This window comes from Microvirga thermotolerans, assembly GCF_009363855.1.
Lineage (GTDB): Bacteria > Pseudomonadota > Alphaproteobacteria > Rhizobiales > Beijerinckiaceae > Microvirga > Microvirga thermotolerans.
The window spans coordinates 2192605-2214958 of sequence record NZ_CP045423.1 but is presented as its reverse complement, the minus strand read 5'-3'; the positions used below and the strand labels follow the sequence as shown (position 1 = coordinate 2214958).

General features: G+C 57.4%; 22 protein-coding genes and 1 tRNA gene. 11 read left to right on the top strand and 12 right to left on the bottom strand.

Annotation, left to right across the window (positions count from 1 at the left end):
* The first annotated feature begins 3 nt into the window (after window positions 1-3).
* Both GDR74_RS10280 and GDR74_RS10275 read left to right on the top strand, forming a co-directional pair.
* Complete coding sequence (locus GDR74_RS10280; RefSeq protein WP_152586225.1) at window positions 4-516, top strand: MerR family transcriptional regulator; 513 nt, start codon at window positions 4-6, stop codon at window positions 514-516.
* 63 nt (window positions 517-579) lie between these two features.
* Window positions 580-657 (top strand) — tRNA-Pro (locus tag GDR74_RS10275).
* A gap of 158 nt (window positions 658-815) precedes the next feature.
* Here the strand turns inward: GDR74_RS10275 and GDR74_RS18190 are convergent.
* Window positions 816-1238 (bottom strand): helix-turn-helix transcriptional regulator, encoded by a 423-nt coding sequence (locus GDR74_RS18190; protein ID WP_194164508.1) that lies wholly within the window; start codon window positions 1236-1238, stop codon window positions 816-818.
* Window positions 1239-1640: 402 nt separating this feature from the next.
* Between GDR74_RS18190 and GDR74_RS10265 the strand changes: the two genes are divergently transcribed.
* From GDR74_RS10265 to GDR74_RS10240, 6 genes are all read left to right on the top strand, one after another.
* A complete protein-coding gene (locus GDR74_RS10265) occupies window positions 1641-2078 on the top strand; it encodes a hypothetical protein (protein ID WP_152586224.1) in 438 nt (145 codons plus the stop codon).
* Entirely contained in the window at window positions 2075-2338 is a 264-nt protein-coding gene (locus GDR74_RS10260; RefSeq protein ID WP_152586223.1) for a hypothetical protein, read from the top strand. The genes GDR74_RS10265 and GDR74_RS10260 overlap by 4 nt, the downstream gene beginning before the upstream one ends.
* The gene (locus GDR74_RS10255; protein WP_194164507.1) at window positions 2335-2793 is read left to right on the top strand and encodes a hypothetical protein; all 459 of its coding nucleotides are present in this window, start codon (window positions 2335-2337) and stop codon (window positions 2791-2793) included. The genes GDR74_RS10260 and GDR74_RS10255 overlap by 4 nt, the downstream gene beginning before the upstream one ends.
* Before the next feature lie 291 nt (window positions 2794-3084).
* The gene (locus GDR74_RS10250; RefSeq protein WP_152586221.1) at window positions 3085-3837 is read left to right on the top strand and encodes an ImuA family protein; all 753 of its coding nucleotides are present in this window, start codon (window positions 3085-3087) and stop codon (window positions 3835-3837) included.
* The gene (locus GDR74_RS10245) at window positions 3755-5257 is read left to right on the top strand and encodes a Y-family DNA polymerase (protein WP_152586220.1); all 1503 of its coding nucleotides are present in this window, start codon (window positions 3755-3757) and stop codon (window positions 5255-5257) included. Before GDR74_RS10250 ends, GDR74_RS10245 begins: the two co-directional genes overlap by 83 nt.
* Window positions 5258-5263: 6 nt before the next feature.
* Complete coding sequence (locus GDR74_RS10240; protein ID WP_152586219.1) at window positions 5264-8449, top strand: error-prone DNA polymerase; 3186 nt, start codon at window positions 5264-5266, stop codon at window positions 8447-8449.
* Window positions 8450-8464: 15 nt separating this feature from the next.
* On the opposite strand, the gene GDR74_RS10235 is transcribed toward GDR74_RS10240, so the two are convergent.
* The 7 genes from GDR74_RS10235 to GDR74_RS10205 form a co-directional block, all read right to left on the bottom strand.
* Window positions 8465-9022, bottom strand: coding sequence for a hypothetical protein (locus GDR74_RS10235; protein ID WP_152586218.1), 558 nt, complete (start codon window positions 9020-9022; stop codon window positions 8465-8467).
* 1 nt (window position 9023) lies between these two features.
* Window positions 9024-10298: an HD domain-containing protein gene (locus GDR74_RS10230; protein ID WP_152586217.1), complete on the bottom strand. Its 1275-nt coding sequence runs from the start codon at window positions 10296-10298 to the stop codon at window positions 9024-9026.
* A 206-nt stretch (window positions 10299-10504) separates the two neighbouring features.
* Window positions 10505-13066: a phage tail tape measure protein gene (locus GDR74_RS10225; RefSeq protein WP_194164506.1), complete on the bottom strand. Its 2562-nt coding sequence runs from the start codon at window positions 13064-13066 to the stop codon at window positions 10505-10507.
* A gap of 1 nt (window position 13067) precedes the next feature.
* Window positions 13068-13340 carry a phage tail assembly protein gene (locus tag GDR74_RS10220; RefSeq protein ID WP_152586215.1) on the bottom strand — a complete coding sequence of 91 codons (273 nt, stop codon included), beginning with the start codon at window positions 13338-13340 and terminating at the stop codon, window positions 13068-13070.
* 3 nt (window positions 13341-13343) lie between these two features.
* Window positions 13344-14138 carry a nucleotide exchange factor GrpE gene (locus GDR74_RS10215; RefSeq protein ID WP_152586214.1) on the bottom strand — a complete coding sequence of 265 codons (795 nt, stop codon included), beginning with the start codon at window positions 14136-14138 and terminating at the stop codon, window positions 13344-13346.
* 287 nt (window positions 14139-14425) lie between these two features.
* Window positions 14426-15361, bottom strand: coding sequence for a S49 family peptidase (locus GDR74_RS10210; protein ID WP_246179361.1), 936 nt, complete (start codon window positions 15359-15361; stop codon window positions 14426-14428).
* A gap of 374 nt (window positions 15362-15735) precedes the next feature.
* Window positions 15736-16122: a hypothetical protein gene (locus GDR74_RS10205; RefSeq protein WP_152586213.1), complete on the bottom strand. Its 387-nt coding sequence runs from the start codon at window positions 16120-16122 to the stop codon at window positions 15736-15738.
* 75 nt (window positions 16123-16197) lie between these two features.
* Between GDR74_RS10205 and GDR74_RS10200 the strand changes: the two genes are divergently transcribed.
* The 3 genes from GDR74_RS10200 (at window position 16198) to GDR74_RS10190 (ending at window position 18493) form a co-directional block, all read left to right on the top strand.
* A complete protein-coding gene (locus GDR74_RS10200) occupies window positions 16198-16752 on the top strand; it encodes a hypothetical protein (protein WP_152586212.1) in 555 nt (184 codons plus the stop codon).
* A gap of 122 nt (window positions 16753-16874) precedes the next feature.
* Window positions 16875-17342 (top strand): hypothetical protein, encoded by a 468-nt coding sequence (locus tag GDR74_RS10195; RefSeq protein ID WP_152586211.1) that lies wholly within the window; start codon window positions 16875-16877, stop codon window positions 17340-17342.
* Between the two features lie 29 nt (window positions 17343-17371).
* Window positions 17372-18493: a Shedu immune nuclease family protein gene (locus GDR74_RS10190; RefSeq protein ID WP_152586210.1), complete on the top strand. Its 1122-nt coding sequence runs from the start codon at window positions 17372-17374 to the stop codon at window positions 18491-18493.
* Window positions 18494-19192: 699 nt separating this feature from the next.
* Here the strand turns inward: GDR74_RS10190 and GDR74_RS10185 are convergent.
* The 4 genes from GDR74_RS10185 to GDR74_RS10170 all read right to left on the bottom strand — a co-directional run bounded on the left by GDR74_RS10185 (window position 19193) and on the right by GDR74_RS10170 (window position 22261).
* The gene (locus GDR74_RS10185; protein ID WP_194164505.1) at window positions 19193-21007 is read right to left on the bottom strand and encodes a DUF3987 domain-containing protein; all 1815 of its coding nucleotides are present in this window, start codon (window positions 21005-21007) and stop codon (window positions 19193-19195) included.
* Window positions 21004-21330, bottom strand: coding sequence for a hypothetical protein (locus tag GDR74_RS10180; protein WP_152586208.1), 327 nt, complete (start codon window positions 21328-21330; stop codon window positions 21004-21006). Before GDR74_RS10180 ends, GDR74_RS10185 begins: the two co-directional genes overlap by 4 nt.
* 73 nt (window positions 21331-21403) lie before the next feature.
* Window positions 21404-21625, bottom strand: a complete 222-nt coding sequence (locus GDR74_RS10175; RefSeq protein ID WP_210251016.1) for a helix-turn-helix transcriptional regulator — start codon at window positions 21623-21625, stop codon at window positions 21404-21406.
* 420 nt (window positions 21626-22045) lie between these two features.
* The gene (locus GDR74_RS10170) at window positions 22046-22261 is read right to left on the bottom strand and encodes a helix-turn-helix domain-containing protein (RefSeq protein WP_152586207.1); all 216 of its coding nucleotides are present in this window, start codon (window positions 22259-22261) and stop codon (window positions 22046-22048) included.
* Window positions 22262-22354: the final 93 nt, after the last annotated feature.

Here is a 22354-nt window from a genome sequence, read left to right as displayed (position 1 = left end):
CTCATGGCCGGCGGCGCCTTGGACAAGGGTCCCGACGCTTTCCGCACCATCAGCGAGGTCGCGGAGGATCTCGACCTGCCCCAGCACGTGCTGCGGTTCTGGGAGACGCGGTTCCCCGCGATCAGGCCGCTCAAGCGCGGCGGCGGCCGGCGTTACTACCGCCCCGAGGACGTCGACCTCCTCAAGGGCATCCGCCACCTCCTCTACGGCGAAGGCTACACGATCCGGGGCGTGCAGCGGATCCTCAAGGAAGAGGGGGTGCGCTTCGTCCAGGCCGTCGGCCGCGGCGAGCAGGCCGTGGCGCCGAGCCGCCCGGAAGCCGGCGACGGGGACGATTCCCTCTCCGCCGAGGCCGATTCGACCCAGGACATCGGCCTCGCGCCGCCGCGGGCCGCCGAGGGCCGCCCCGTCGAAGCCGATTGGGACATTCTCCACGCCGCCCTCGACGAGCTGCTGGAGTGCGACCGCGTCCTTTCCACTCTCCGCACCCCGCCGGAAGCCGGGGTCAACGAATAAGATGCAGGTTTCGCAGATCAGCGATTGCGTCCGGCGGATTGTCGGCTTATATGGCGCCTCAGTCGGAGCGTAGCGCAGCCCGGTTAGCGCACTAGTCTGGGGGACTAGGGGTCGTGGGTTCAAATCCCGCCGCTCCGACCATTAAACCCTTGAAGTACAAAGGCTTAGAAGAGCGTCCGAAAGGGCGCTTTATGCTTCTCTAAGCTTGGGGGTTCACAGGGGGTGCAACACCCTGCGCGGTACAAAAACTGTGAGTCTCTGGCTTTCAATACGCCCCACGCGTGAATCTCGCACGAATCTCAATCCTCCCACGGTATCCCGCGCCGAATCGCTTCCTTCTTTAGGACAGCCTGGACGCGCGGAGGCAGTTGCGTGTGAGAAAATTCGTACTTGCCGGTTTTGGCTGAGCTTCGTGGATCAACAAGCTTGAAGCGTCGCAATATTTCTGCATCGGATATGTGTGAATAAGTGTCGTCGGTAGCTGGCTGCTCGCGAGCCTGCTTCGCTTCATAATCTCGAAGCCAACGGTCGGCCTCGTTCTCTTCTGGCTGATCAAATTGTTTCGTCGCAATCCCTGACAGCTTATCTAGTGCCGCATCGATCGCAGCCCGATCCCATCGCCGAGTGCCGGGCACGGGACCGGGGAGACGACCAGCCTTAACCCATGTCGAAAGGCCCGAGGGGGTCAGGCCGCAATACGTAGCGGCTTCGGCTTTCGTCATTAAACGTCGGTCCACGTGTCGGCCCCTCTCATAAACGCCTGTTTTCGGGTGAGGTTTTGGTTCGACGATGGTTCCAGAGCACTGTGATGGTTCAGAAGAGGGTAAGTTATCCACTAGTGATGAGAGCAGCCTCTAGACGCCTTGTGCTGCTGTGTTCATCTTGATGAGTGGTCCAATTTGAATGGGCAGGAGGGGCAATTGGTAAAAAAACCAAGTGGCGGGACTCGCAATGAGTCTACTAGCAAGAGTGTCTCAAGCATCGCTTCTCGGGGCCTTCGCGACCCTAGTTCGTTGACCAAAGCCGAAATCCAAAAAGTTTCCGCTTCCGCTTTAACGCAAAAAGAGCCACCAAGAACACCATCAAAGAAGAAATAGTGTAGCCATTGCGGTTTGGACGTTGAGATGGATGACTATCTAGCTCGGCAGCTTTCCTCCTATGCGGGTCGATGTTTGGCACTATCATCATCTGCGCCTGGGCGCAGGACTCATGATGGAAATGACAGGGGAATCCATCTCGGCGCTTCATTGATTTCCGAGGCCGTGCATTGTGCGATGCTGGGTATCACTGTCACTGCTGCCGACGTTATCGGGAATCTTGAAGAGCTTCCAAAGTCCCTATTGGAACTTGCACGGCGACTTGAGCACCTGGAGGCGCATTCTTTTGAGCCATTTGAATACGAGACCATCGCATTAATAGACCGGATACACTTGATGGGTTCAGAGAAAGTTCTGTTACCTGAGAGCTTTTGCTTAGATATGATTCAGGAAGGACGGGGCTTGGCCGAACGTTTAGTGAATGTATTACGTAATAAACTGCACTCGGTAGGAGATAGCAGGTGACAGAAGGCAAGAAAAGGATCTTCACCCGAGCACCTGGCTCTCACGTCATTGTTAGAAAAAGTGACAAAGGCACAGTTTTTAGTGCTGTTAAGGCTCCCGGCGTTGGTCGATTTGTTGTGCTGGACCGCGACGTATTTGAGAAGGCAGCTCGGTCTGCCGGCGCTGAAGTTAAACGGTTGAAAGCAGCGTCCATCATGACCGGAAAACCAGATATTGGGAAGCCGACGCTCGGGACATCCATCTTTGGAAAGAAAAAGTGAATAAGATCAACGGTTCTATCGAACCTGAGTACAATCCCATCTTTGGCCGTTTGGTCAATTCTGAAGGGCCGGAGGTTGAGCAACTTTCAGGACTGGTTGCATATGGCCTTTACAAAGTTGCAAAACGAGAGTGGGCAGCTGATTTGCGTCGGCGTCATCAACGCGGTCCAACTCCGGAGGAACTACACGCGTACATCCTGACCTGGACAGAGTCCCGCATTCGCGGTTTAGAAGAGCAAGCCGAAAGTGTTCTCGGGAATTTTGCTACCAGCGTTGTCGAAGACAACACCCCGAAAATCCGCGAAGACGCGCTTAAGGGAACTAGCACGAGGGCGATTGTGCTCTCCATTGTAGCTAATGCGCTCTATACACTGTTACTCATTGGTATTTTGATCATTCTGCGGGTGTCAGGTGTCGATTTGCTGTCAATTCTAGGTGCCTTATCCGGAAAATAAGCTGAGCCCGGCGCCGACCTAAACCTTTAGCCTTCATGGGAAATCGGTACTTGGCTGACGGAGACGCATCACTCCTTACGGACATCTCTGTTAGTTCTCTGCGAAGGCCAATCACGCGAGCCTCATTCGCAAACAGTATCTTTGTTCACAGGCTTAGACCGCTAGCAACTATTTGTGGTCGCTGCTTAATTTACCCATTCGTCCACAGCCGAGCGCGACAGATTGACTCAACGTCAATTGAGAACATAATAGGAACATCGACACATCGCGAAAAAGCGTTAGGCAGGGTACATGCGTGCCGGGCAACGGTTAGCTATTGCCGATTTGCAGGAGCAAATCGAGCGCCTTGAAGGGGACAAGCATCGCCGTGCGACCGTGCCTTTTGGTGTCGGTGCACTCGATACTCATGTCCCCGGCGGTGGCATTACACTTGGCGCCTTACACGAAATTATTGAATCGGGTCCTGCTGCCGAATTTGCCGGAGCGGCAACGCTGTTCACGGCCGGGATCGCAGCTCGTCTCAAGGGGCCAGTCGTATGGTGCCTCACGCGCCGCGACCTCTTTGCGCCGGGGCTCGCGGCGGCGGGTCTTCATCCTGATCGGGTTATCTATGTTGAAGCCAGTCGCGATCGAGAGGTTTTGCCTCTCGTGGAAGAGGCGCTTCGCGAGAAGGGGCTTGCAGCCGTTGTCGGCGAGGTCACGCGCCTGAGCCTAGTGGCATCCCGGCGCCTTCAACTCGCGGCGGAAGCCTCGGGCGTGCCTGCGCTCATGCTGCGGCGTTGGTGGACGGTCGCCGAGAAAAACCTAACGACCTTGCCGACCGCTGCAATAACCCGCTGGCGTATCGCGTCCGCACCTTCAGCCGTCCTGCCTATTCCCGGTGTCAGCCGTCAGCGATGGCGGGTTGATCTGGTTCGTTGCCGTGGCGCTGAAGCTCGTTCTTGGATTGTTGAGGGGTGTGATGCGAAGGGTCGTCTCGCTGTTCCTGCCGACTTGGCCCACCGACCGCATTCGTCGCCAGTTCGGCAAGCCGCCTATGGATGAGCCGCTTGTGACGGTAGCGACAGAAGGCCCGCGTCGCATCATTGCGGCTGCCGATAGAGCGGCAAGCACTTTGGGGCTTAGGCAAGGGCAGACGATCGCTCATGCTCAGGCGCTCGTGCCCGGCCTTCATATCTGCGACGCGGTTCCTGAAGACGACAAGGCTGGCCTGACGCGCCTCGCGTTGTGGTGTCTGCGATATTCGCCCATCGTCTCGCCTACCCCTCCCGATGGGGTTTGGATCGATATTGCAGGCGCCGACCATATCTACGGAGGTGAATCGAATGTCATTAGCGATCTTGTTGGCCGACTGACCTCAAAAGGGATTGCAGCCCGTGCGGCTGTTGCCGATGCGCCTGGAACTGCTTGGGCTGTCGCACGCTATGGCGGCGAGCCAATAGTTTCGCCAGGAAGGGCTGTTGATGCGGTGGCGGGGCTTCCCGTGCAAGCTCTGCGCCTCGATCAGAAGACGCTTGATGCCATGCACCGGCTTGGGATCGAGCGAGTCGGGCAACTGGCGGCCATGCCGCGCGCCCCGATGACCCGGCGCTTCGGCACGAGGACCGCCCTGCGCCTTGATCAAGCCCTCGGGCACGCTTTCGAGCCTATCAGTCCGCTCGTACCGCTTGAGACGCCTTCTCAGTCAGTCGTCTTCGCTGAGCCAATTGGACATGCTGAAGACTTGAAGCGGGTCGTCTTGCGGCTGACTATGGCTTTATGCGCTGACCTCACGAAGCGGGGGATCGGCGCCCGCCACCTTGACCTGATCTTCCGCCGCGTCGATCGAAAGTCCCTAGCCCTACGAATTGGAACGGCCCGGCCGTCACGCGATGCCGCCCATTTAGCAAAGCTCTTCGACGAGAGCCTTGGAACCGTCGACCCCGGCTTTGGGATCGACGAGGCGTTAATTGTTGCGAGCCGGGTTGAGCCCATGGCCGATGCTCAGCTTCAAGCGCGTGGAATCGATGCAGAGGACCCCGAGCCCGATATAGGACCGCTCGTTGATCGTCTTGCGGCACGCGTTGGTGCGAGCAAGGTCTTTCGCCTCGTGCCGGTCGAGAGCCATGTGCCCGAACGTTCGGCGAGGCGTGTTTCCGCGCTCGCGCCAGCTTCCGGCCTAACATGGCCTGAAGACCTCGTGCGCCCGGCGCGTATTCTCGATCCGCCTGAGCCTGTCGAGGCCATGGCGGTCGTGCCGGATCATCCACCTATTTTCTTCCTGTGGCGCCGTGTCCGACACCGCGTGCTCAAAGCCGACGGTCCTGAGCGGATCACGGGAGAGTGGTGGAAGTCTGAAGGCGAAGTATCGTCATTCCGGGACTATTACCGCGTCGAGACAGACAAAGATGCTCGTGTTTGGCTCTTTCGCGATGCCCCTGCCGCCGAGGGCGGCCGATGGTGGCTCCATGGGCTCTTTGGGTAAGTACGTATGAGCTATGCCGAGCTTCAGGTCACAACTCACTTTTCGTTCTTACGGGGCGCCTCAGGCCCGCGTGAGCTATTCGAGCAGGCAAAGCTGCTCGGGCTTCCGGCGCTCGCGATCGTCGACCGCAACTCGGTTGCCGGTATCGTCCGGGCCTATGAGGCGTCGAAGGAAACCGGCGTGCGTCTCGTGGTCGGTTGCCGCCTCGATCTTTCCGACGGCATGTCGTTACTCGTCTATCCGACCAATCGAGCCGCTTACTCACGGCTTTGCCGGTTGCTGAGCATCGGCAAGAGTAGGGCAGGGAAGGGCAAATGCCTACTCACCTGGGAAGACGTCGTTCAATGGAACGACGGCCTGCTCGCGGTTCTGCTCGGCGACAAAGCCGATGATGTGCTAGCCGATCACTTGAGGCGACTGAAGGCGACCTTCGGCGAGCGGGCCTATATGGCACTTATTCGCCGGTTCGGGCCAAACGAGTTTGTTCGACTGCAGGCAGTTGCAGAGGCAGCACAAGCCGCTCGGGTGCCAACGGTCGCAACGGGTGATGTCCTCTATCACCACGCAAGCCGTCGCATGTTGCAAGACGTCGTGACGTGCATTCGGCTGAAGACGACTATCGATCAGGCCGGATACCGCCTTGAGCGCCACGCTGACCGCTTCCTTAAAGACCCCGCCGAGATGGCACGGCTCTTCGAGCGTTACCCGGAAGCTGTCGCGCGAACCCAAGAGATTGTCAGCCGCTGCCGCTTTTCTCTCGACGAGCTTCGTTATCAATATCCAAGCGAGGTCACTACGCCAGGCGAAACGGCTCAGCAAGCGTTAGAGCGCCTGACCTGGGAAGGGGCGAAGAGGCGCTTCCCCGAAGACTTGCCGGATCGTGTTGCCGCCCAAATCCGGCATGAATTGACGCTGATCGAAGAGCTTCAATACGCGCCATACTTCCTTACGGTTCACGCGATCGTTCAGTTTGCACGGGGCCGAGGGATTCTGTGTCAGGGGAGGGGAAGCGCCGCCAATTCGGCCGTTTGCTATGTGCTCGGAATTACCTCAATTGACCCTGTTCGATCCGAATTGCTCTTCGAGCGGTTTGTGTCGCAGGAGCGGCGCGAGCCACCCGATATTGATGTCGACTTCGAGCACGAGCGCCGGGAAGAGGTCATTCAGTGGATTTACGACACTTATGGGCGCAACCGGGCTGCGCTGACTGCGGTCGTCAGTTGTTACCGTGCCCGTGGCGCCGTGCGTGAGGTTGGAAAGGTGCTCGGCGTTCCTGAAGACGTTACGGGTGCCCTCTCGCGTCTTGTTTGGGGCTGGGGCACAGAAGGCGTGAGCGAAAAAGAGGCGAAAGACCTCAATCTCAATCTCAATGATCGCCGCTTGAGGCTAACCCTTGATCTTGCCCGCGACTTAATCGGGGCGCCCCGCCACCTGTCGCAGCATCCGGGCGGCTTTGTGCTGACGCAAGACCGCCTCGACGACCTCGTGCCGATCGAGCCCGCCGCTATGGAGAACCGCCAAGTCATTGAGTGGGATAAGGACGATATTGATACCTTGAAATTCATGAAGGTCGACGTGCTCGGGCTGGGAATGCTCGGCTGCATGAGGCGCACGTTCGACCTCCTGCGGGAGCATAAACGTATTGATTTAAGTCTTGCCTCGATCCCACCGAAGGACCCGGAAACCTACGCCATGATCCGCCGAGCCGATACCGTCGGCGTGTTTCAGATCGAGAGCCGGGCGCAAATGGCGATGCTGCCTCGGATGAAACCCAAGACCTTTTACGACCTCGTGATCCAAGTGGCGATTGTCAGGCCGGGACCGATTCAAGGCGACATGGTGCATCCATACCTGCGGCGCCGAGAGAACCGGGAGCCGATCACGTATCCAACTCCCGAGCTTAAACGGGTGCTTGGCAAAACCCTCGGAGTTCCACTCTTCCAAGAGCAGGCCATGCGGGTAGCAATCGAGTGCGCCGGTTTCACTCCCTCCGAGGCCGATCAGCTTCGCCGCTCCATGGCGACATTCAAATTCACTGGTGGCGTCTCAAAATTTCGCGACAAACTTGTTAACGGGATGACAAGCCGGGGATATGAGCGCGAGTTCGCCGAACGCACATTCAAGCAATTGGAAGGCTTCGGTTCTTACGGTTTCCCTGAGAGTCATGCTGCGTCGTTTGCTTTGATCGCCTACGCCTCGTCATGGGTGAAGTGTCATCACCCCGAAGTGTTTTGCTGCGCTATCCTCAACTCTCAGCCGATGGGCTTCTATGCCCCAGCCCAACTTGTGCGAGACGCCCGGCAGCATGGGGTTGAGGTTAGACCTGTGGACGTGAATCACTCCCGATGGGATTGCACGCTTGAACCAAGTCAGGAAGGGCGGTTCGCCGTTCGGCTCGGATTGCGGCTCGCAAAAGGTCTCACCAATCAGGAGGGAGCCCTTATTCCGCTTGCGCGGGGTGCTGAGGCGTTTTCCTCGATCGAAGAGGTATGGCGCCGTGCTGGCGTATCTGTAGCTGCATTGGAGCGCTTAGCGGATGCTGACGCTTTCGGCTCCCTTGGCCTCAGCCGCCGCGATGCACTTTGGGCGATCCGAGGTTTGAATGATGCGCCATTGCCCCTTTTCGCAGCCGCCGATGATCGTGAGGGGAGGATCAAACCCGAAGGCGCAGAGCCGACCGTTGCGCTCATGCCGATGATGGAAGGCCGAGAGGTTGTCGAGGATTATCTATCGAAAGGTCTTACGCTTCGGCAGCACCCGGTTGCATTTCTAAGGTCTGAGCTACACGAGTGTCGCATGAACACGTGCGCTGACCTGAAACGCGCCCGCGACGGAAGGCGTGTGACGGTGGCGGGGCTTGTGCTTGTCAGGCAGAAGCCTGGCTCGGCGAAGGGTGTGACCTTCATGACGATTGAGGATGAGACCGACTTCGCAAATTTAGTCATCTGGTCGGCAGTCTTCGAGAAACAACGACGGCTGATCCTGTCTTCAGGCATGATTGGTTGTCGGGGTAGGGTTCAGCGCGAAGGTGAGGTCATCCACGTTGTCGCCGAGCACCTGATCGATCTTTCGGATTTGCTGCGGAGCGTGGGAGAGAGGCAGACTACGGATTTATTGCTTGATAAAAAAGCAAATCCCGCTCCAAATTTAACGAGGAACGGGATTAGGGTTCAGACACGGAATTTCCGATGAATTAAATCTCGTGGTCTAAGCAGCTTTGGCTGTTTCAAGAAACTTTTTGACTTCTACCAGGGCTTTAGCCGCCTCTTCCGGCGAATACTTCGGCTTAAGCATGAGAAGTTGCTGGATCAAAACATTATCATCCTCATTTTCATTCCGTCGTTTCAGAAAGAACAGCAGGGTGGAGAACAATTCGAGATAGCGAGCCGGGGCGCCGCTGAAATTCTCCTTAAGAAGGTCAAGTTTCTTTTCTGTTGTTTTGAGAAAAACTTCGGCTCTCGCCATTGTATCACTACGGCGCTTACCGGGGCTGACGATATATCTATTCTCAGCAGAGATATACTCTATCTCAATGCCGCCAATCGATTTCACAATATCCAAGTCCCCAGCTAGGTCTCGACTAAAGGCGCCATAAGTGTAGAGGGAGAAAGTGTATCCTGTCGGGATTCTCAGCCCTTCCTCAGCAATATGGACCAGCTTTTGAAGTGCCTTTTTCCCAAGCTGGTTCTCAACGCCAAATTCCCCTGCAAGCCAAGCTATGAATGCGAGTTTGTCTGCGGATTTTGTCTCGAATGGCGTATTCATATTATGACCCCAAGCGCTTAAGCGCCTCCGCACGAACTTGCGGCGACGCATATATCCTACGCTGATTCACTGTTTGTAGTCCGTTAACGACGGGGGAACGAGTCGCCAATGGGATAGATATGAGCTTTCCACCGCTATTCTCGCGCAGGCGAATCTCATCCTTTTGGTACTTGTACCAAGATTTTGTTGCGTCTCGGACTACTGCGCCCAGACCATCGAGCTTTTCGAGCATCGCGTCGAACTTGGCTAGATCATCTAGATCCGGGCATTCGGGTGTTGAATAAATTAAGCGGTAGTGGTTCCGGCTCTGTATAGCTCGGCAATTTTCATCGTCCTTATCAGCAGCAAGAGAGTGAAGGACACGCCAGTCATCCCACTTCATATACTCCAGTATTCCTTCCTTTGTGGGCGGTGGGAACAGGCCGTTGTTTTCTCTGAGTAAATACTGAAGGGCTTTATCATAGTGATAGTCATAAATAACTCTGGTTTTGTGAAAGTAAACCTGAGTAAACATCATGTATCTGGCAATCAAAAGCCCCTCGACTGCGTGAATGCCGTCGTCCTCGATGCCAATTACGTGCCCAGATCCGTCGTCATCTTCACAAAGGCACACTGTATTAATAACGCGATCTAAGTCATACCGCCCGTAACTAACCCCAGCGTGATAACTGTCACGGAGGAGGTAGTCCATACGGTCAGCATCCATTTGGCCAGATATAATTTCCTTCCAGACAATAGATCGATTGACGCCATGGCTGCCGTCGAACATGCTTGATATATCAGCGTATTTTATCGCATAATTATTTCGATTGGCAGGGTGATTTTCTATTATATCTGCTAGCAAGTGCCTTACAAAGCTAGCCGAATATTGTTCGTGAACATAACGCTTCTCACCGCCTTCTTGAAACGGAAAGCATTCTTCAGCCGCGTGTGACAACGGCCCGTGACCTAGATCATGGGTTAGGGCCGCTAGGCGTATGATCTGACGCTGCCTTAATAGGCCAGCCTCGTCAAAGCCATGATCGGATCTAAGGACTTCTGCGTCTTTCTTTGAAATACTGTCGAAAAGCCGCGTCGCGGTATGGCATACACCTAACGAATGTTCGAAACGGGTATGCATAGCGCCAGGATAGACATAATCTGTCCATGCCAACTGCTTAATGCGGCGCAATCTCTGAAATGGCTCAGAATTGATAACGTCCCACTCAAGGGCGTTAAAATCAATCATACCATGAATTGGGTCTCGCACGGAGTATCGTTGAGTGAGCTTAGACATACGCGAATCGTAGGTTGCATTGACCCTTAACCTAACTGCGGATGTGGCCTGTGCACTCACAAATTTGTTCCAAACAACAAGACCTTCGTTCTATGCAAAATGGGATACTTGGGCAGGATCGGCGTTGAGACCTCGAACTAGACAAACTGCTCAAACGGCCCAGAGCGCGCCTTTTCGCTTACTTACAATCGCGGTACACACCTATCTCAATCACTCAGCAAAGCGCGCTGCTCGGATTCCAGGCGCCAAAGGAAGTCGCGGAATTTCTGCTCGCAAATGCGCGCGACCTCTTGCGGGTCAGTCGCGCCGTTAATCTCGAAGCTGATGCTCATATCGCCACGCCCGCCCGATCCGGGGCGAGAAGTCGCCGAGGCGATGCGATCGGGCGACGCGAGCGCCTGAAGCCGGTCGTTCGGGATAATCTCGCCAGAGGCCGGGGCCGTGAACAACTCGGGGCCGTTTTCGCCGACGAGATAGGTTCGCCCGCCCGTGACTGGGCCGCCGCGAGCGCGAGCGCCTGCGACTTCAGGCGCCGACGTCGCCGCCGACGATCCGCCGCCCCAAAGCCCGGCGATCGCGTCTTTCAGCGCGACGGCCTTATCGTAAGCCGACGTAAAGAGCCCGACGACACGCTCGATCCCGTTCCCGATCGCGTTGACGGCGCCCGCGACGACGCCGCCGACGGTCTCGCCCCATGACTTCCACTCGGCGTTCGTCGCCTGGATCGGCCCGAGAAGGTCGCTAATCCACTTCCAAACGGCCGAAATGCTCGAAACGAGACCGTCGACCCATCCCTTCGCAGTCGGCCCTAGTGCCTTCTCGAAGCCCTGAACGAAGCCGTCAAAGAACGACGTTATTCCGGCCCAATTGTTATAAATCCAAACGCCGAGCGCGGTCAGCGCGACAACGATCGCGGTTATTAGGGCGCCGATCGGATTCGCCACGAGCGCCCACATTGCCCCGCCGATTGCGCGAAGGGCCGTAACCGGGAACATGAGCACGGCCCGACCGAAGCTCAGGATCGAGCCGCCGATAGCGCCTAGAACGGCCGTAGAGCCGCCGACGGCGTTCAAGGCGATCAACCCCGCCGCCATCCCGCGAAGCCTGCCAGCGGCGCCCGCAACGGTCGCAACAGCCAAAGCGCGCACGCCCCCGGCGACCGTCACGAGTTGAGCCGCGAGCCCGACAGTCGCAGCCCGCCCGAGGCTCAAAAGCCCGGTAGCGAGCAGACCAACCGCGCGAGCCGTTGCCCCCGCCGCCATCATGAGCGGGCCGAGCGCAATTGATGCAAGCCCGGCATAGACGGTGAACTTGAGGAGCTTCGGGTTCGCTTCACTAAGCGACTGAATCGCGTCAACGACCCGAGAGAATCCGCTTACGAAATCGGTGAAAGCGACCCGGCCGAGCGTGACAGAGAGCTTTTCGATCGCGGCCTCAAACTCGTACCACGCGCCGACAGGCCCTTTGAGCGCCGTCTTGTAACGGGCTTGCGTGTAGCCATTAGACTCGCCCTGGATTCCCGCGAGCAGGCCGTCGAGGTCCGACTGCAGGATCGCTTGATAACGCGAGAAGTGCCGCCCTTCGAGGATGGTTGCCACATCGCCGAGGGTTGCTTCGCCCTTGTCGATCTTAGACTTCAGGTCGCGGAAGAAACCCATAAGGTCAATCTTGTTTCCTGCCGCCGCGATCGAGTCGTTCACGTTCTCGGCGATCGTCGCCGCGTCGACCGCACTCGACGAGCCTAGATGCCGCTGGACCGCCTTCGTGATCGCAGTTTGCAACTTCGCCGGGCTCGCGGCGAGCTTCTTGTTCTTTAGAAGACCGTCGATCTGACCCTTGATCCCACTCGCGTCGATACCGCCCGCCGACAGGCCGCCGAGGATACGATCGGACGTTAGCGCCGTCTTCCCGCCGACATACTTGTTCAGGCTCATTCCAATCCGGTTTAGAGCGGCCTCGCCCTTCGCGGGCATTTTGACCATGCGAACGACGGCCGAGCGCAGCGCGACGCCCGCTTCCGAGCCGACGGTTCCGTTCTTCGCGAAGGCCATTGCGAAGGCCGTCGCCGTGTCGAGGTCGTTCCCGCTTGCCGACATGGCGCCGCCGACGTACCGGAACATTTCGCCCATATCTTTGAGCGAGGCCGTCGTCTTGACGGCCGCGTAAGTCATGCGGTCGGAGACCTGAACCGAAGACTTCATCGCGTCTTCATAGGTCTTCATCGGCATTTGAAAACTGTTGATCGTGCGGGCCATCATGTCGCCGACCTCGCTCGGCGCCATATCGCCGAGAACGGCCGTCGCGAGCGTTTGGTCGATCGCGCCCGTCATCTGATCGAAACTGAAGCCGCCTTTCAGCATTTCGTTGCCGGTCTTGATAATCTCGGCAAGCGACTGCGGATATTTCTTGTTAAGCTCGTTCGCCAAGCCCTCGAATTTCTTGCGCTGATCCTCTGAAGCGTCGCCGAGAGCTTCGAGCAGATTCCCCGCCTTCTCAAACTCGAAAGCCATTCTCCCGGCGCCGAACGCGAGCAGCCCGGCCGGGGCCGAGACATTCGTCGAGAACGTGCGCCCGGCTTCCTGAAGCTTCTTCCCGGCCGAGGCGACTCCTCGGCCGAAATTGGTGATCGTCGATTGCGTGCGAGCGTTGATCGTCTGAACATGCCGGGCGAGTCCCGAAATTCGAGACTCAGCCTTCCGAACGGCTGCGCCAAGGCTCGAATCGAGCCTACCGCCGATGTTGACTGAGACCGAAAAACTCTTAGCCATGCTACAGCACTTTCGACAGGCGGGCGTCAGCAGCCTCACCAACGCGCCCAGCGTCGGCAGGATCGAGGGCATAGATCACGGCCTCGGGCACGCCGCACATGCGAGCGACAAGGATCACACCGCGTTCAAGGTTGGCTTCAACGCTATCCCCGACCTTGAGACCGGCGAGGTCTTTCGGTTTTGCAGGGCGAACGCGCAATTCGGTGTAGCGATGGCCGCCAACCGTTACGGAATGTTCAAGAGCAACCCGAATCCGTTTGCTGAGGGGCGCCATGGCTCAACCCTCAACCTTGGGCCAGTGGCACACCGAGCCGATCCGAGCAGGCGGGAGCCGAACGCTTCCGGCAAGCCTTCCAAGCAACCGACCTTGAATGGTGCGTGCCGGGGTAACGTCTTCGACTTCCATCTCGAAGGCGCCTGCTTCGCTCGGAACGTGCTTTCCGTCGACGATTGAGAACACTGAAATGTCTTCGAGGCGGGTTGCGACCCCCTTTTTGCCGTCGTCGCGAGTCTGGCCGTCAAAAGCTACGACCCGGCGGACCCATTTCTTGCGCGTGGCGCGAACCTCCGGAATGACCTGATCGGGCTCGCGACGGTAGCGGCTTTCAGCGGTCTCGATAGGCTCAAGCCCGACTTTCTGAAGCTCGACATTGATCGCTTCGACCTCGGCATTGATCGCCTCGAAGGCGTTAACGACTGCCGCCGCTTCCGCACCGAGCGCATCATACCGATCGAGCAGCTTCGACGCCTCGACCTCAACACGACGACGAGCGACGTCGGCCCGAACTTTTAGGTCAGCAAGCCGTTCGGTCTCTTGAGCCTCAACAAGCCCTTTCTGAAGTTCTGCGATCCGTGCCTCGGCGCGCACGATCGCGCGGCGGGATTCCGCTTGCTCGGCTTCGGCCGCCGCGTGCTCAGCAGGCGTCAGAACCGCGACCCGCTGAAGGGCCTCTTCAGCCGCCGCAAGTTGCTGGCGGTTAGCTTCGAGGTCGGCGCCCGCCTCGGCGAGCGAACGGGCAATGTTGACTGAGGTCGGCTTCGCGCGACCCATGATTTGCGAGAGGAAGTTCATGTGCTCGATCCCTTATTCGGCCGTCCAAGCGGACTGGATTTCCGGCAGGACCGTCTTCAGCTCATTAATATGGGCCTCAATGCTTCCGATAACTGACGTCGCCCTTGCGAGGTCTGCTTCAGGCTTGTTCGATCCGGCGATAGCCGTGCAAGTGGTCACAATGTCGTGGAGCAGAATAGTGGCTGATTTCGCCAAGAGTTCGGCACGTTCGCGCTGCCGACGGGTAGCTCCCACCTTAGCGCGAAACGCATTCCGAGTTTCGATTAGATTTGACATAGTTCTTTCCTTTAGTTTCCAAGCGCGAGATTTCGCGCCGCTAAAATTGCCTGGGCGGTCATCTCGTCGGCACCCTTTTGACTATTGGGCGGCAGGGAGGCTCGCGGTGAGGAGTGGGGCGCCCGCTTGGTCTTGCCGCCTGCGAGTTCAGAGAGAACCTTTTCAAAGGTGCCAAACTCATCGGCCATTCCCGCGTCGATCGCGGCCTTGCCGATCAGCACGTCGCCTTTTCCGAAGCGTTCGAGAACATAGGCTCGGCTCGCATCGCGATTTTCCGCTACAGCGTTCACAAAGACGTCCGCAAGCGCATCAACTCTCGCTTGGATGCGAGCGCGACCGTCCTTTGAGTTGAGGTCGGCTGACTTGTAGGGAGACTGAGACGAAACAAACTCGATCGTCTTCACGCCGCGCGCCGCGTCCCGCTCGGAAGTGTCAGAGAATGCCGCGCGCACGCCGATTGAGCCGAGCGCCGCGCCTTCTCCAATCACGATACGGTCGGCCGCTGAAGCGATCCAATAGGCCGCCGACGCCGCAAGGTCGCCCGCATAGGCAACGATCGGCTTCACGCCGCGAGCGGCGCGAACCGCCGTCGCAAGCTCGCCGACCCCTCGGGCCTCGCCGCCCGGCGAGTCGATATTGAGCAGGATCGCGCGAACTCGGGAATCGTCGAGCGACGCCTGAAGATCGCGCCGAAGCGTCTCATAAGAGGTCGCGCCGCAAAGCTCGGTCATAAGGTTCGCTTTTTTGAAAAGCGGCCCCTCGACATTCAGGATCGCAACGCCGTCGCGCGTGGTCGCGCGATCGGCCTTTTCGAGCGCCTTCGCCCGATAGGCTTCGAGGGCTTCAAACGTCGGATTGTTTTCGCGTGCGGCAATCTGAAGAAGATTGTCGATCGCCCATTGCTCCATCGCCCATGCGGCGCCGAGAGCAGCGTCAAGGATGTTCAACGGCCTGCCCTCCGAGACCGCAGGAAATCAAGGGTTTCGCGCCTGGAATAAAGCGCCACGCGGGGGCTGACGCGGAACGGGCGGGGGCCGATTCCCTTCGCCTCCCAATTGACGGCCGTCTTGGGTGAAATCCTAAGAAGGCGCGCATACTCGTCGCGCGTTAGATGTTCATCGGCGCCGATTTCAACGGACGAGTGACTGAAATTTAGGTGCATCAGAGGTGCCCTTATTGCTGCTATTGCCGCTATTGCGGCAATCAAGGTGCCCCAGTTTTGTCATTCCAACAGGGCTGATCCGGTTGCCCCAAACAACAAAGGCCGGGTGCAACTGTGGAGCACCCGGCCTTGCCGAAGACCTGAGAAAACTGAAGGGACTCAGGCAGGAAGGGGATTCTTCGAATGGCGACCAACAGCAATCTCGGTCGCAAACTGAATGGCATCGCCGAGGCTCAGGCCGAGCCGATCGGCGATCGGCTGAAGCTCGGTCAGAATGTCGGCGTCGAGAACCCGATCACGCGGAACAGGGATCAGGTCCCAATCGAGGGCGCCTAGCACGGCTTCGATGTTGCTCAAGCCCGGCGCGTTCTTGTGACGCCATGCCTTTAGCGTCGGGCGAAGAACGCCCGACCGAGCTTCAATTTCGTCGTAAGTGAATCTTCGCCGCTGCATTTCGGCGAAGACGAGCTTTACATGAGGCCCGACGCGCTCGGGAATAGTGACGGTCAGGCGCCGAGGTTTGCTTTTATGTTCTCGTCTGGACATGCCGAGAGTTTGCGGCGAGCCGAGAAATAGTGGAGGCTAATTTAGTCGCTCACATGCCAAGGGAGGGATTTGTAAATGACCGATTATCCCGATCATCTTCTAGCTCGTGACTTCCTTGAGCGTGCGGAGGAGTTCTATGGTGCGTTTCGAGCACTTCCAGCTAAGAAGCCAATATCTTGGCCAAGATACTACCTTCTGACCCACACTATCGAACTTTCTCTTAAAGCCTTTTTGCTTCGGAAGGGCGTATCACGCGCAGATCTGTGGAAGAAATTCCGACATAATATCAATAGTCTACTGAGCGAGGCCATGTCGCGGGGGCTCCGCATTGGCCCACTAGCCGCCGGGGAGCTGGAGCACCTTCACGAAGCTCACTCAAAGCACTGGCCCCGATACCCCACAACCCCTGGCAAGCCGATATTTCTGATCGAACCCTTCGAACCGTACGTGGTCGAGCTGTTGCGAGCTGTCGCGGCCGAAATGCGGGGCGAGGTTATGGTACCCCCTCTCGATGACGAGAACCCGGAATGGACGGCTGAAGATTTTGCCCGAGCTACACCAGCTGCCGACGTTCTGCCGCCTGAGGTTCTTGCGGCTTTCTTAAAGTCTAAAGGTACCAGTTCAACCTAACCGGATCGAGCCCGTATCGTTTAACTGCGGCCCCGACCTGGGCCTGTCCGTAGCTTATGCAAGCCGCTTGACCGTTCACAGGTTCCTTGTGAGTGTCAGGTAAGCGCTGCCGGGGGCAACAAATGAAATATACCATTTTGGCCGTAACGGTTTCGGCCGCTGTTTTCACGGGTTCGGCCTCTAAAGCGGATACGACCGTTGAACTTGCCCGGTGCCGGGCTATAGGGGACAGCTTACAGCGGCTAAATTGTTATGACGGCTTAGCACCCCAGCAGCCGCCCGAGCCCCGCGCGGCAGAGAGCGGATATACAAAGACAGACCTAACCGATCTGAAGGTCGATCGCGAGAAGATGAAGGGACGATCCGTCGAGGTCGCTGGCAGGCTGCAACTCGTTGGCGAAATGCTGATGCTGGGGAGTGGTGACTTCGATGCAAATCCTTTGTTTGTAGAGTTTAAGGAGGTGCCTCGCGACCAGCGGCGCCGCGTCGTCGAAGATTGCAACTTAGGCTGCCGAGCTACCGTTCGCGGCAAAATTGGAAGCGTGATGTTTCAAACGGGGGTTATCGCCGAGACCATCGTGCTTCGGTAGGTACGATCCCAAGCTTTCGGTGCTGCATTATGGACGATAAACGACTCCGCCGACCCCCTGCCCAAACATTTATTAGCAAAGCGTTTCCAGATGGTCTGACCGGCAAGAAAGTCCGGATCGCAACGAGAAAGACGGGCAGCCCCGAAGACTACAGCTTCGCAATTATCAAAGATGATCTTTCAATTCGTGTATCACCTGGGTCCGGAAAGGAAATCAAGGCAAATTTTTTCGAGACAGAGGGCGGCATAAGGGTATTAACGATTCAGAAGTTCAACAAGGTCTCAGGTCCCTCGGATCGAGATTACTTTTCATTTGTTGGACGAGAAATTGATGCACTCGCAGAATTCATCCTTCACTTCAATGGGAAGCGCGCAACAGCAATATCAGATGACGACGCGCGACGAGTCGTAACCGAGAATGAAGAGCTTTTAGGCGCTATCCTGGAAAGCGAGACACTGAAACGTGATTTAGTTGCCGTAGGCTATCGACGGAAGCAGTTAGGAATATTCGAGCGTCTATTGAGCGACCAAGAATATTTCGAGTTGCTTCGTGAGCGGAAGAAAACGACGCCAGAGGGACTGTGGCAGCGTTTCTTTGAGGCTAATTCTTGGATTTTTGGCTATGGCCTTTCGTACCAGTTTTTGACAAACCTGGACGATCGGAAACTCGAACAATCGGTGCGCGGAAACGATCTGTTGGGCTCTGGAAAGCGAGTCGACGCGCTTATGAAGACCCAAGCTTATATCAACGCCGTATGCTTTATCGAGATAAAACGCCACGACACTCCTCTATTGGCCTCGCAACCCTACCGTGCCGACGTATGGGCGCCGTCAGCGGAGTTGGTAGGCGGTGTGTCTCAAGTGCAAGTTACCGTTGATAAGGCCATTGACCAACTTGGTAAGAGCTTTGAGACCTTAGACGGGGAGGGCAACCCGCTCGGTGAGACCCTTTTCAACTTTGAGCCTCGTTCTTTTCTCGTGGTCGGGAGCCTCAGTGAGTTGCAAACAGAGAACGGCGTTAACAAATCAAAATATCGCTCATTTGAACTGTATCGGCGCAACGTCCGCAGGCCTGAAATCATCACCTTTGATGAAGTATTGTACCGCGCCAAGTTTATTGTTGATGATGGTATAACCCGATCACAGGAGTGAAACCTAAGCTCGGGATTGGAAACCAATTTTCAATTTTTGCTATTTCCATCGATGCAGAATCCCTTGCGATCCAACCGATTTAATCGGACTATTAAACAAAAAATTGCAAAATCGACCCTTGCTCTAGCCGGGGATCGAGGTCGCGCGTTACCCGCACCCCTCGGGGGCCTGGAAGGACCCAAAAGCGTTGCAAGAATGCAACACTTCGCGAACATTGCTTGAATGGGCCTCGAAACGAACGATTGTTACGTGCGAGCGTTGCGCTCGCCCAATTGCCGCTCCTGTGTACCTATCTGCACTATCTGCAACTAACTGAAAGCTATCTGCAACGCGCCGCCGCGCTCTACGTCTTGACCTCGCAAAGCCTTGCAGCACTTAGGTTTCAAGCCGTTTTGGCGTGCGCTCGGGGAAGCTATCTGCACTATCTGCAAGGCACTACCGAAATCGAGCGATAACGAGCTTTCTCAAAGGCTATAGAGACTCTGATTCAAAGTAGGTATATCTTCCTCTATTGCCCTCCTTCAGCCCCTCTAAGTCGCCTTTTTCGAAGAAGCGTTGCAGATAGCGCAGATAGGCCACCACTAGCCCCGATCCTGCCGTGAAAATCCAAGCAGGTCAGGTACATACGAAAAGGGCGCCGCCTGGGGCGACGCCTTTGTAGATAGGATTCAGATAGGTGCAGATAGTGCAGATAGCACGTCAGTATGCGCGGAAGCGCCCCGCGTGAACGTGCGGGTTCACAATGTACTCCTGCTTTTGCCGCCCCTTCCGGCCGCCTGATCGCGAGAAGTTCGGGAAGAGCCAATCTGCCTCAATAAGCTCGTCGATCGCAGCTTGCGCGTCCTTTGATGCCCGAAGACTCTTGCGCCCGGCATTGCGGCAAACCTGAGTGCGCGTGAACTCGGCGACTTCGTTATCGAGAATCCATTGCGCGAGGTCGCGCGCGGCGCCGATCGCGCGCCCGCCGTCCGTCCCCACAACGAGCCGAAGGTGATGCTTGAAGTAGTCGTTCCATAGGATGAGGGCGCCCTTAATGCTCCGTTCGCTGATAGCCTTAGGCTCGGGTGCCTCATCGGTCGCCGCCCATAACATGAACTCTAAGACGAGCGCGAGCCGGATAACTTGCTTATCGGCCTTGCCGATCGCCCCGGCCTCCTGCTCGTCGGCGAACCGAGCTTCCTCATTCGCCCGAGCCTTGAACTTGCTGAGCAGACCGAGGGCTTGCGACGTGAGCGGCACGACCCGAGGCTTCAGCGCATCGCCTTCGCCGCGCTCGAAATCGAGAGACCGAAGGCGTTTTAGGGCACCGATGCACGGGCCGGTCAAAACCGGCTTGGTCGGGGTCTCGGTCCCTTCGAATTTCGGCCAGAACCAAAGGAAGCGCTCAACAAGCCCATCGGCCGGGCCGCTCAGCAACTCCCTGATTTTGGCGGGCTGAGTGCCGCCGACGATCGACACGGCTAGGGCCGGCACTTCGACGGGATCATTACCGAACTTCACCCGCTCCGAAGACCATGAGTTGCCGTCATGCGCTTCGAGCCACATTTCGCGCTCGCCGCCCCCTTGCGAGTAGCGGCCGAAGGCGTTCCACCATCCCGCAAGTTCGTCGCGGAACAGTAGGACGCCACGCGGGAGGCCCGAGCAGATTTGAATGACGGCCTCGGGGGTCGGATCATTGATGATGATCCGCTCTTTCACGAGGGGCGGGACCTCAAGTGCGTCCGCCGTCATCATCGGAGGCGGAAGCCCTTCCCCTACAGCCCTTTTGACCTGCTCTTCGTATTGCTTCCGAGCGGCGTCGGCTGCCGCCTTGCGCGATTTCCAGGCGAGCTTCCGGTCTTCGTTATCGGGCGCGAGAGACGCTTCAACGGCCTGAAGCATCTTTTTCGAGAACCCCAGGGCGGGTGTCTTCGCCGCTGCTGACGTGCCTATACACGCAAGCCAAAGGATAGGTGGTTGTTCGTATCCGGTTCCGAGAACGGTCGTCGCTACTCTCGCCCGCCCCATCGCGGCAGCGGCGGCCGAGAGCACCCCGGCGCAAAGGTAGTCAAGCGACAGGCCGCTGTTCAGAGCCGTGTCGTGCGCGAAGGTCCAAAAGGGTTCAGGCAGCACGTCAACGGGGAAGGGCGGCCGGAAATCATCGTTGCGGAACGGACCTTCCTCGGGGCGGGGGAAAGCGTTTTCGAGCGGACGATCGGCGCTCCCCTGATAGGTCGTGAGCACCCGTTCTTCATCTGACAGGCTAAGGGGGATATTCACTCCTACGGCGAATTTCTTGACGTCGGCGAAGACCCCATTTGCTTCGTCATCGTCGATATGCCCGGCCGCGCGAAGGGCCCCGACGTCGGCGAAGATCCCGACAAGCTTCTCGATGAAGCTGTCGTGCTGGCACATGTCGAGTTCCGCGAGCCGATCGTTAAAAAGTGCAGCCGCGAGTGCCGACTTGAATGCTGCGAGGGCGAACGGCCGCTTGCGGCGCTCGGACGCCGCGCGAGTTGAAAAAGGCGACGTCATTTCGGATCGAGCCCCCATTCAGGATTCTGGCAGAGGTAACCCTCGACGGCGGCCGACACGCGGTCGATCAGCGCCCCGCGAAGGCGCGAGGAAGGAGTCGCGAAATAGTCGGCGACGTAGGTTCCATTCCGAAAGATCATCGTAACCCAAGCCTCTTCGATCGCGCTTCCGACCGAGCCGGTCTTGATGCGCTTTGCGTCTTCGGCGCGGTAGGGCCTAACGCGACAAGGGGTTTCAGGATGGGCGGCGAGCCATTCGGCGTCATCGGGTGCGAGCAGGCGATCGAATTTGCCTCGTGTATGCAGGTCGAAAGGGGTATCCATGATGTGTTTCCAAGATCCTGAGTGTCGATGAAGCGCCCGGTCACCCTTTCAAAAAGACCGGGTGCTTCTCTTTTCAATCGATGATGGGCGCGCTCAGATCGTGATGCTCGATCCGATTTCGGAGCATCCAAACCATCATGTCTTGGACCCTATATTGAGGCGTGCGGCCAATCCGAACGAAGGCGGGGCCGCCTCCTTCTCGCCGCCAGCGCTTCAGCGTGTCGGTAGACTTCCCAAGGAAGTGCGCGACTGCTTCCTCAGACCACAATTGATCCGGCTTCATTTCGATCTGCATCGTTGACCTCGCTTAGAAATGGGTTGGCAAATGCCCACTTGTGACCAGATGTGACCGTGCCCGCCCTGCTATGCCCTAACCAGCCTGTTTTGATCGCCCGAAAAGGGGTTATGCCGCCTCAGGCGTGTCCGCTGCCTCGGCAAGGAAGCGCTCGACGCGCTCACGGATTATTCGAGCCGCGAATGCAGCGTCAGTTGGACCAAGGAAAATGCCGTCATCGCTGGGCTCTTCGAGAGCGGAAGCGAGTGCTTCGGCGTACTCAATTTCAGTAGTCGTCATATTTACCCCCTTAAGACGCGGCGCAAGCGTGCGCCGTCGATCGCTGAACCGCTCGTTTCAGCGTTGATGACAAATGGGTGAGCGGGATCGTTCACCGGGCCGATCACCCGATGCTGTACACAATACTAAGGTGGTTCTGACTCAGGCTGACGGGAGGCCTTTCACAAACGCGACTGCATCCTCTCGCAGTATAATTGTCCGGCCGCCGAGCTTCTTTGCATTTAGCGTACTGGCTCGGATCGCCCGATAGACGGTTGCTCGACTTAGGCGAGTCCAAGCGCAAAATTCGCTGATCGTGAAATAGTCGAGACCCTCACGGCTTGAACCCTGAAAGTTGCCCGCCTGCTTGTTTACCATTGTGTGCCCCTGATCCGCTCTGAAGCAGATTGAGACACTTTTAGACGGCGATTCCCGCTCTAAAAAGATCCGATTAAATCGGATCGGTCATCG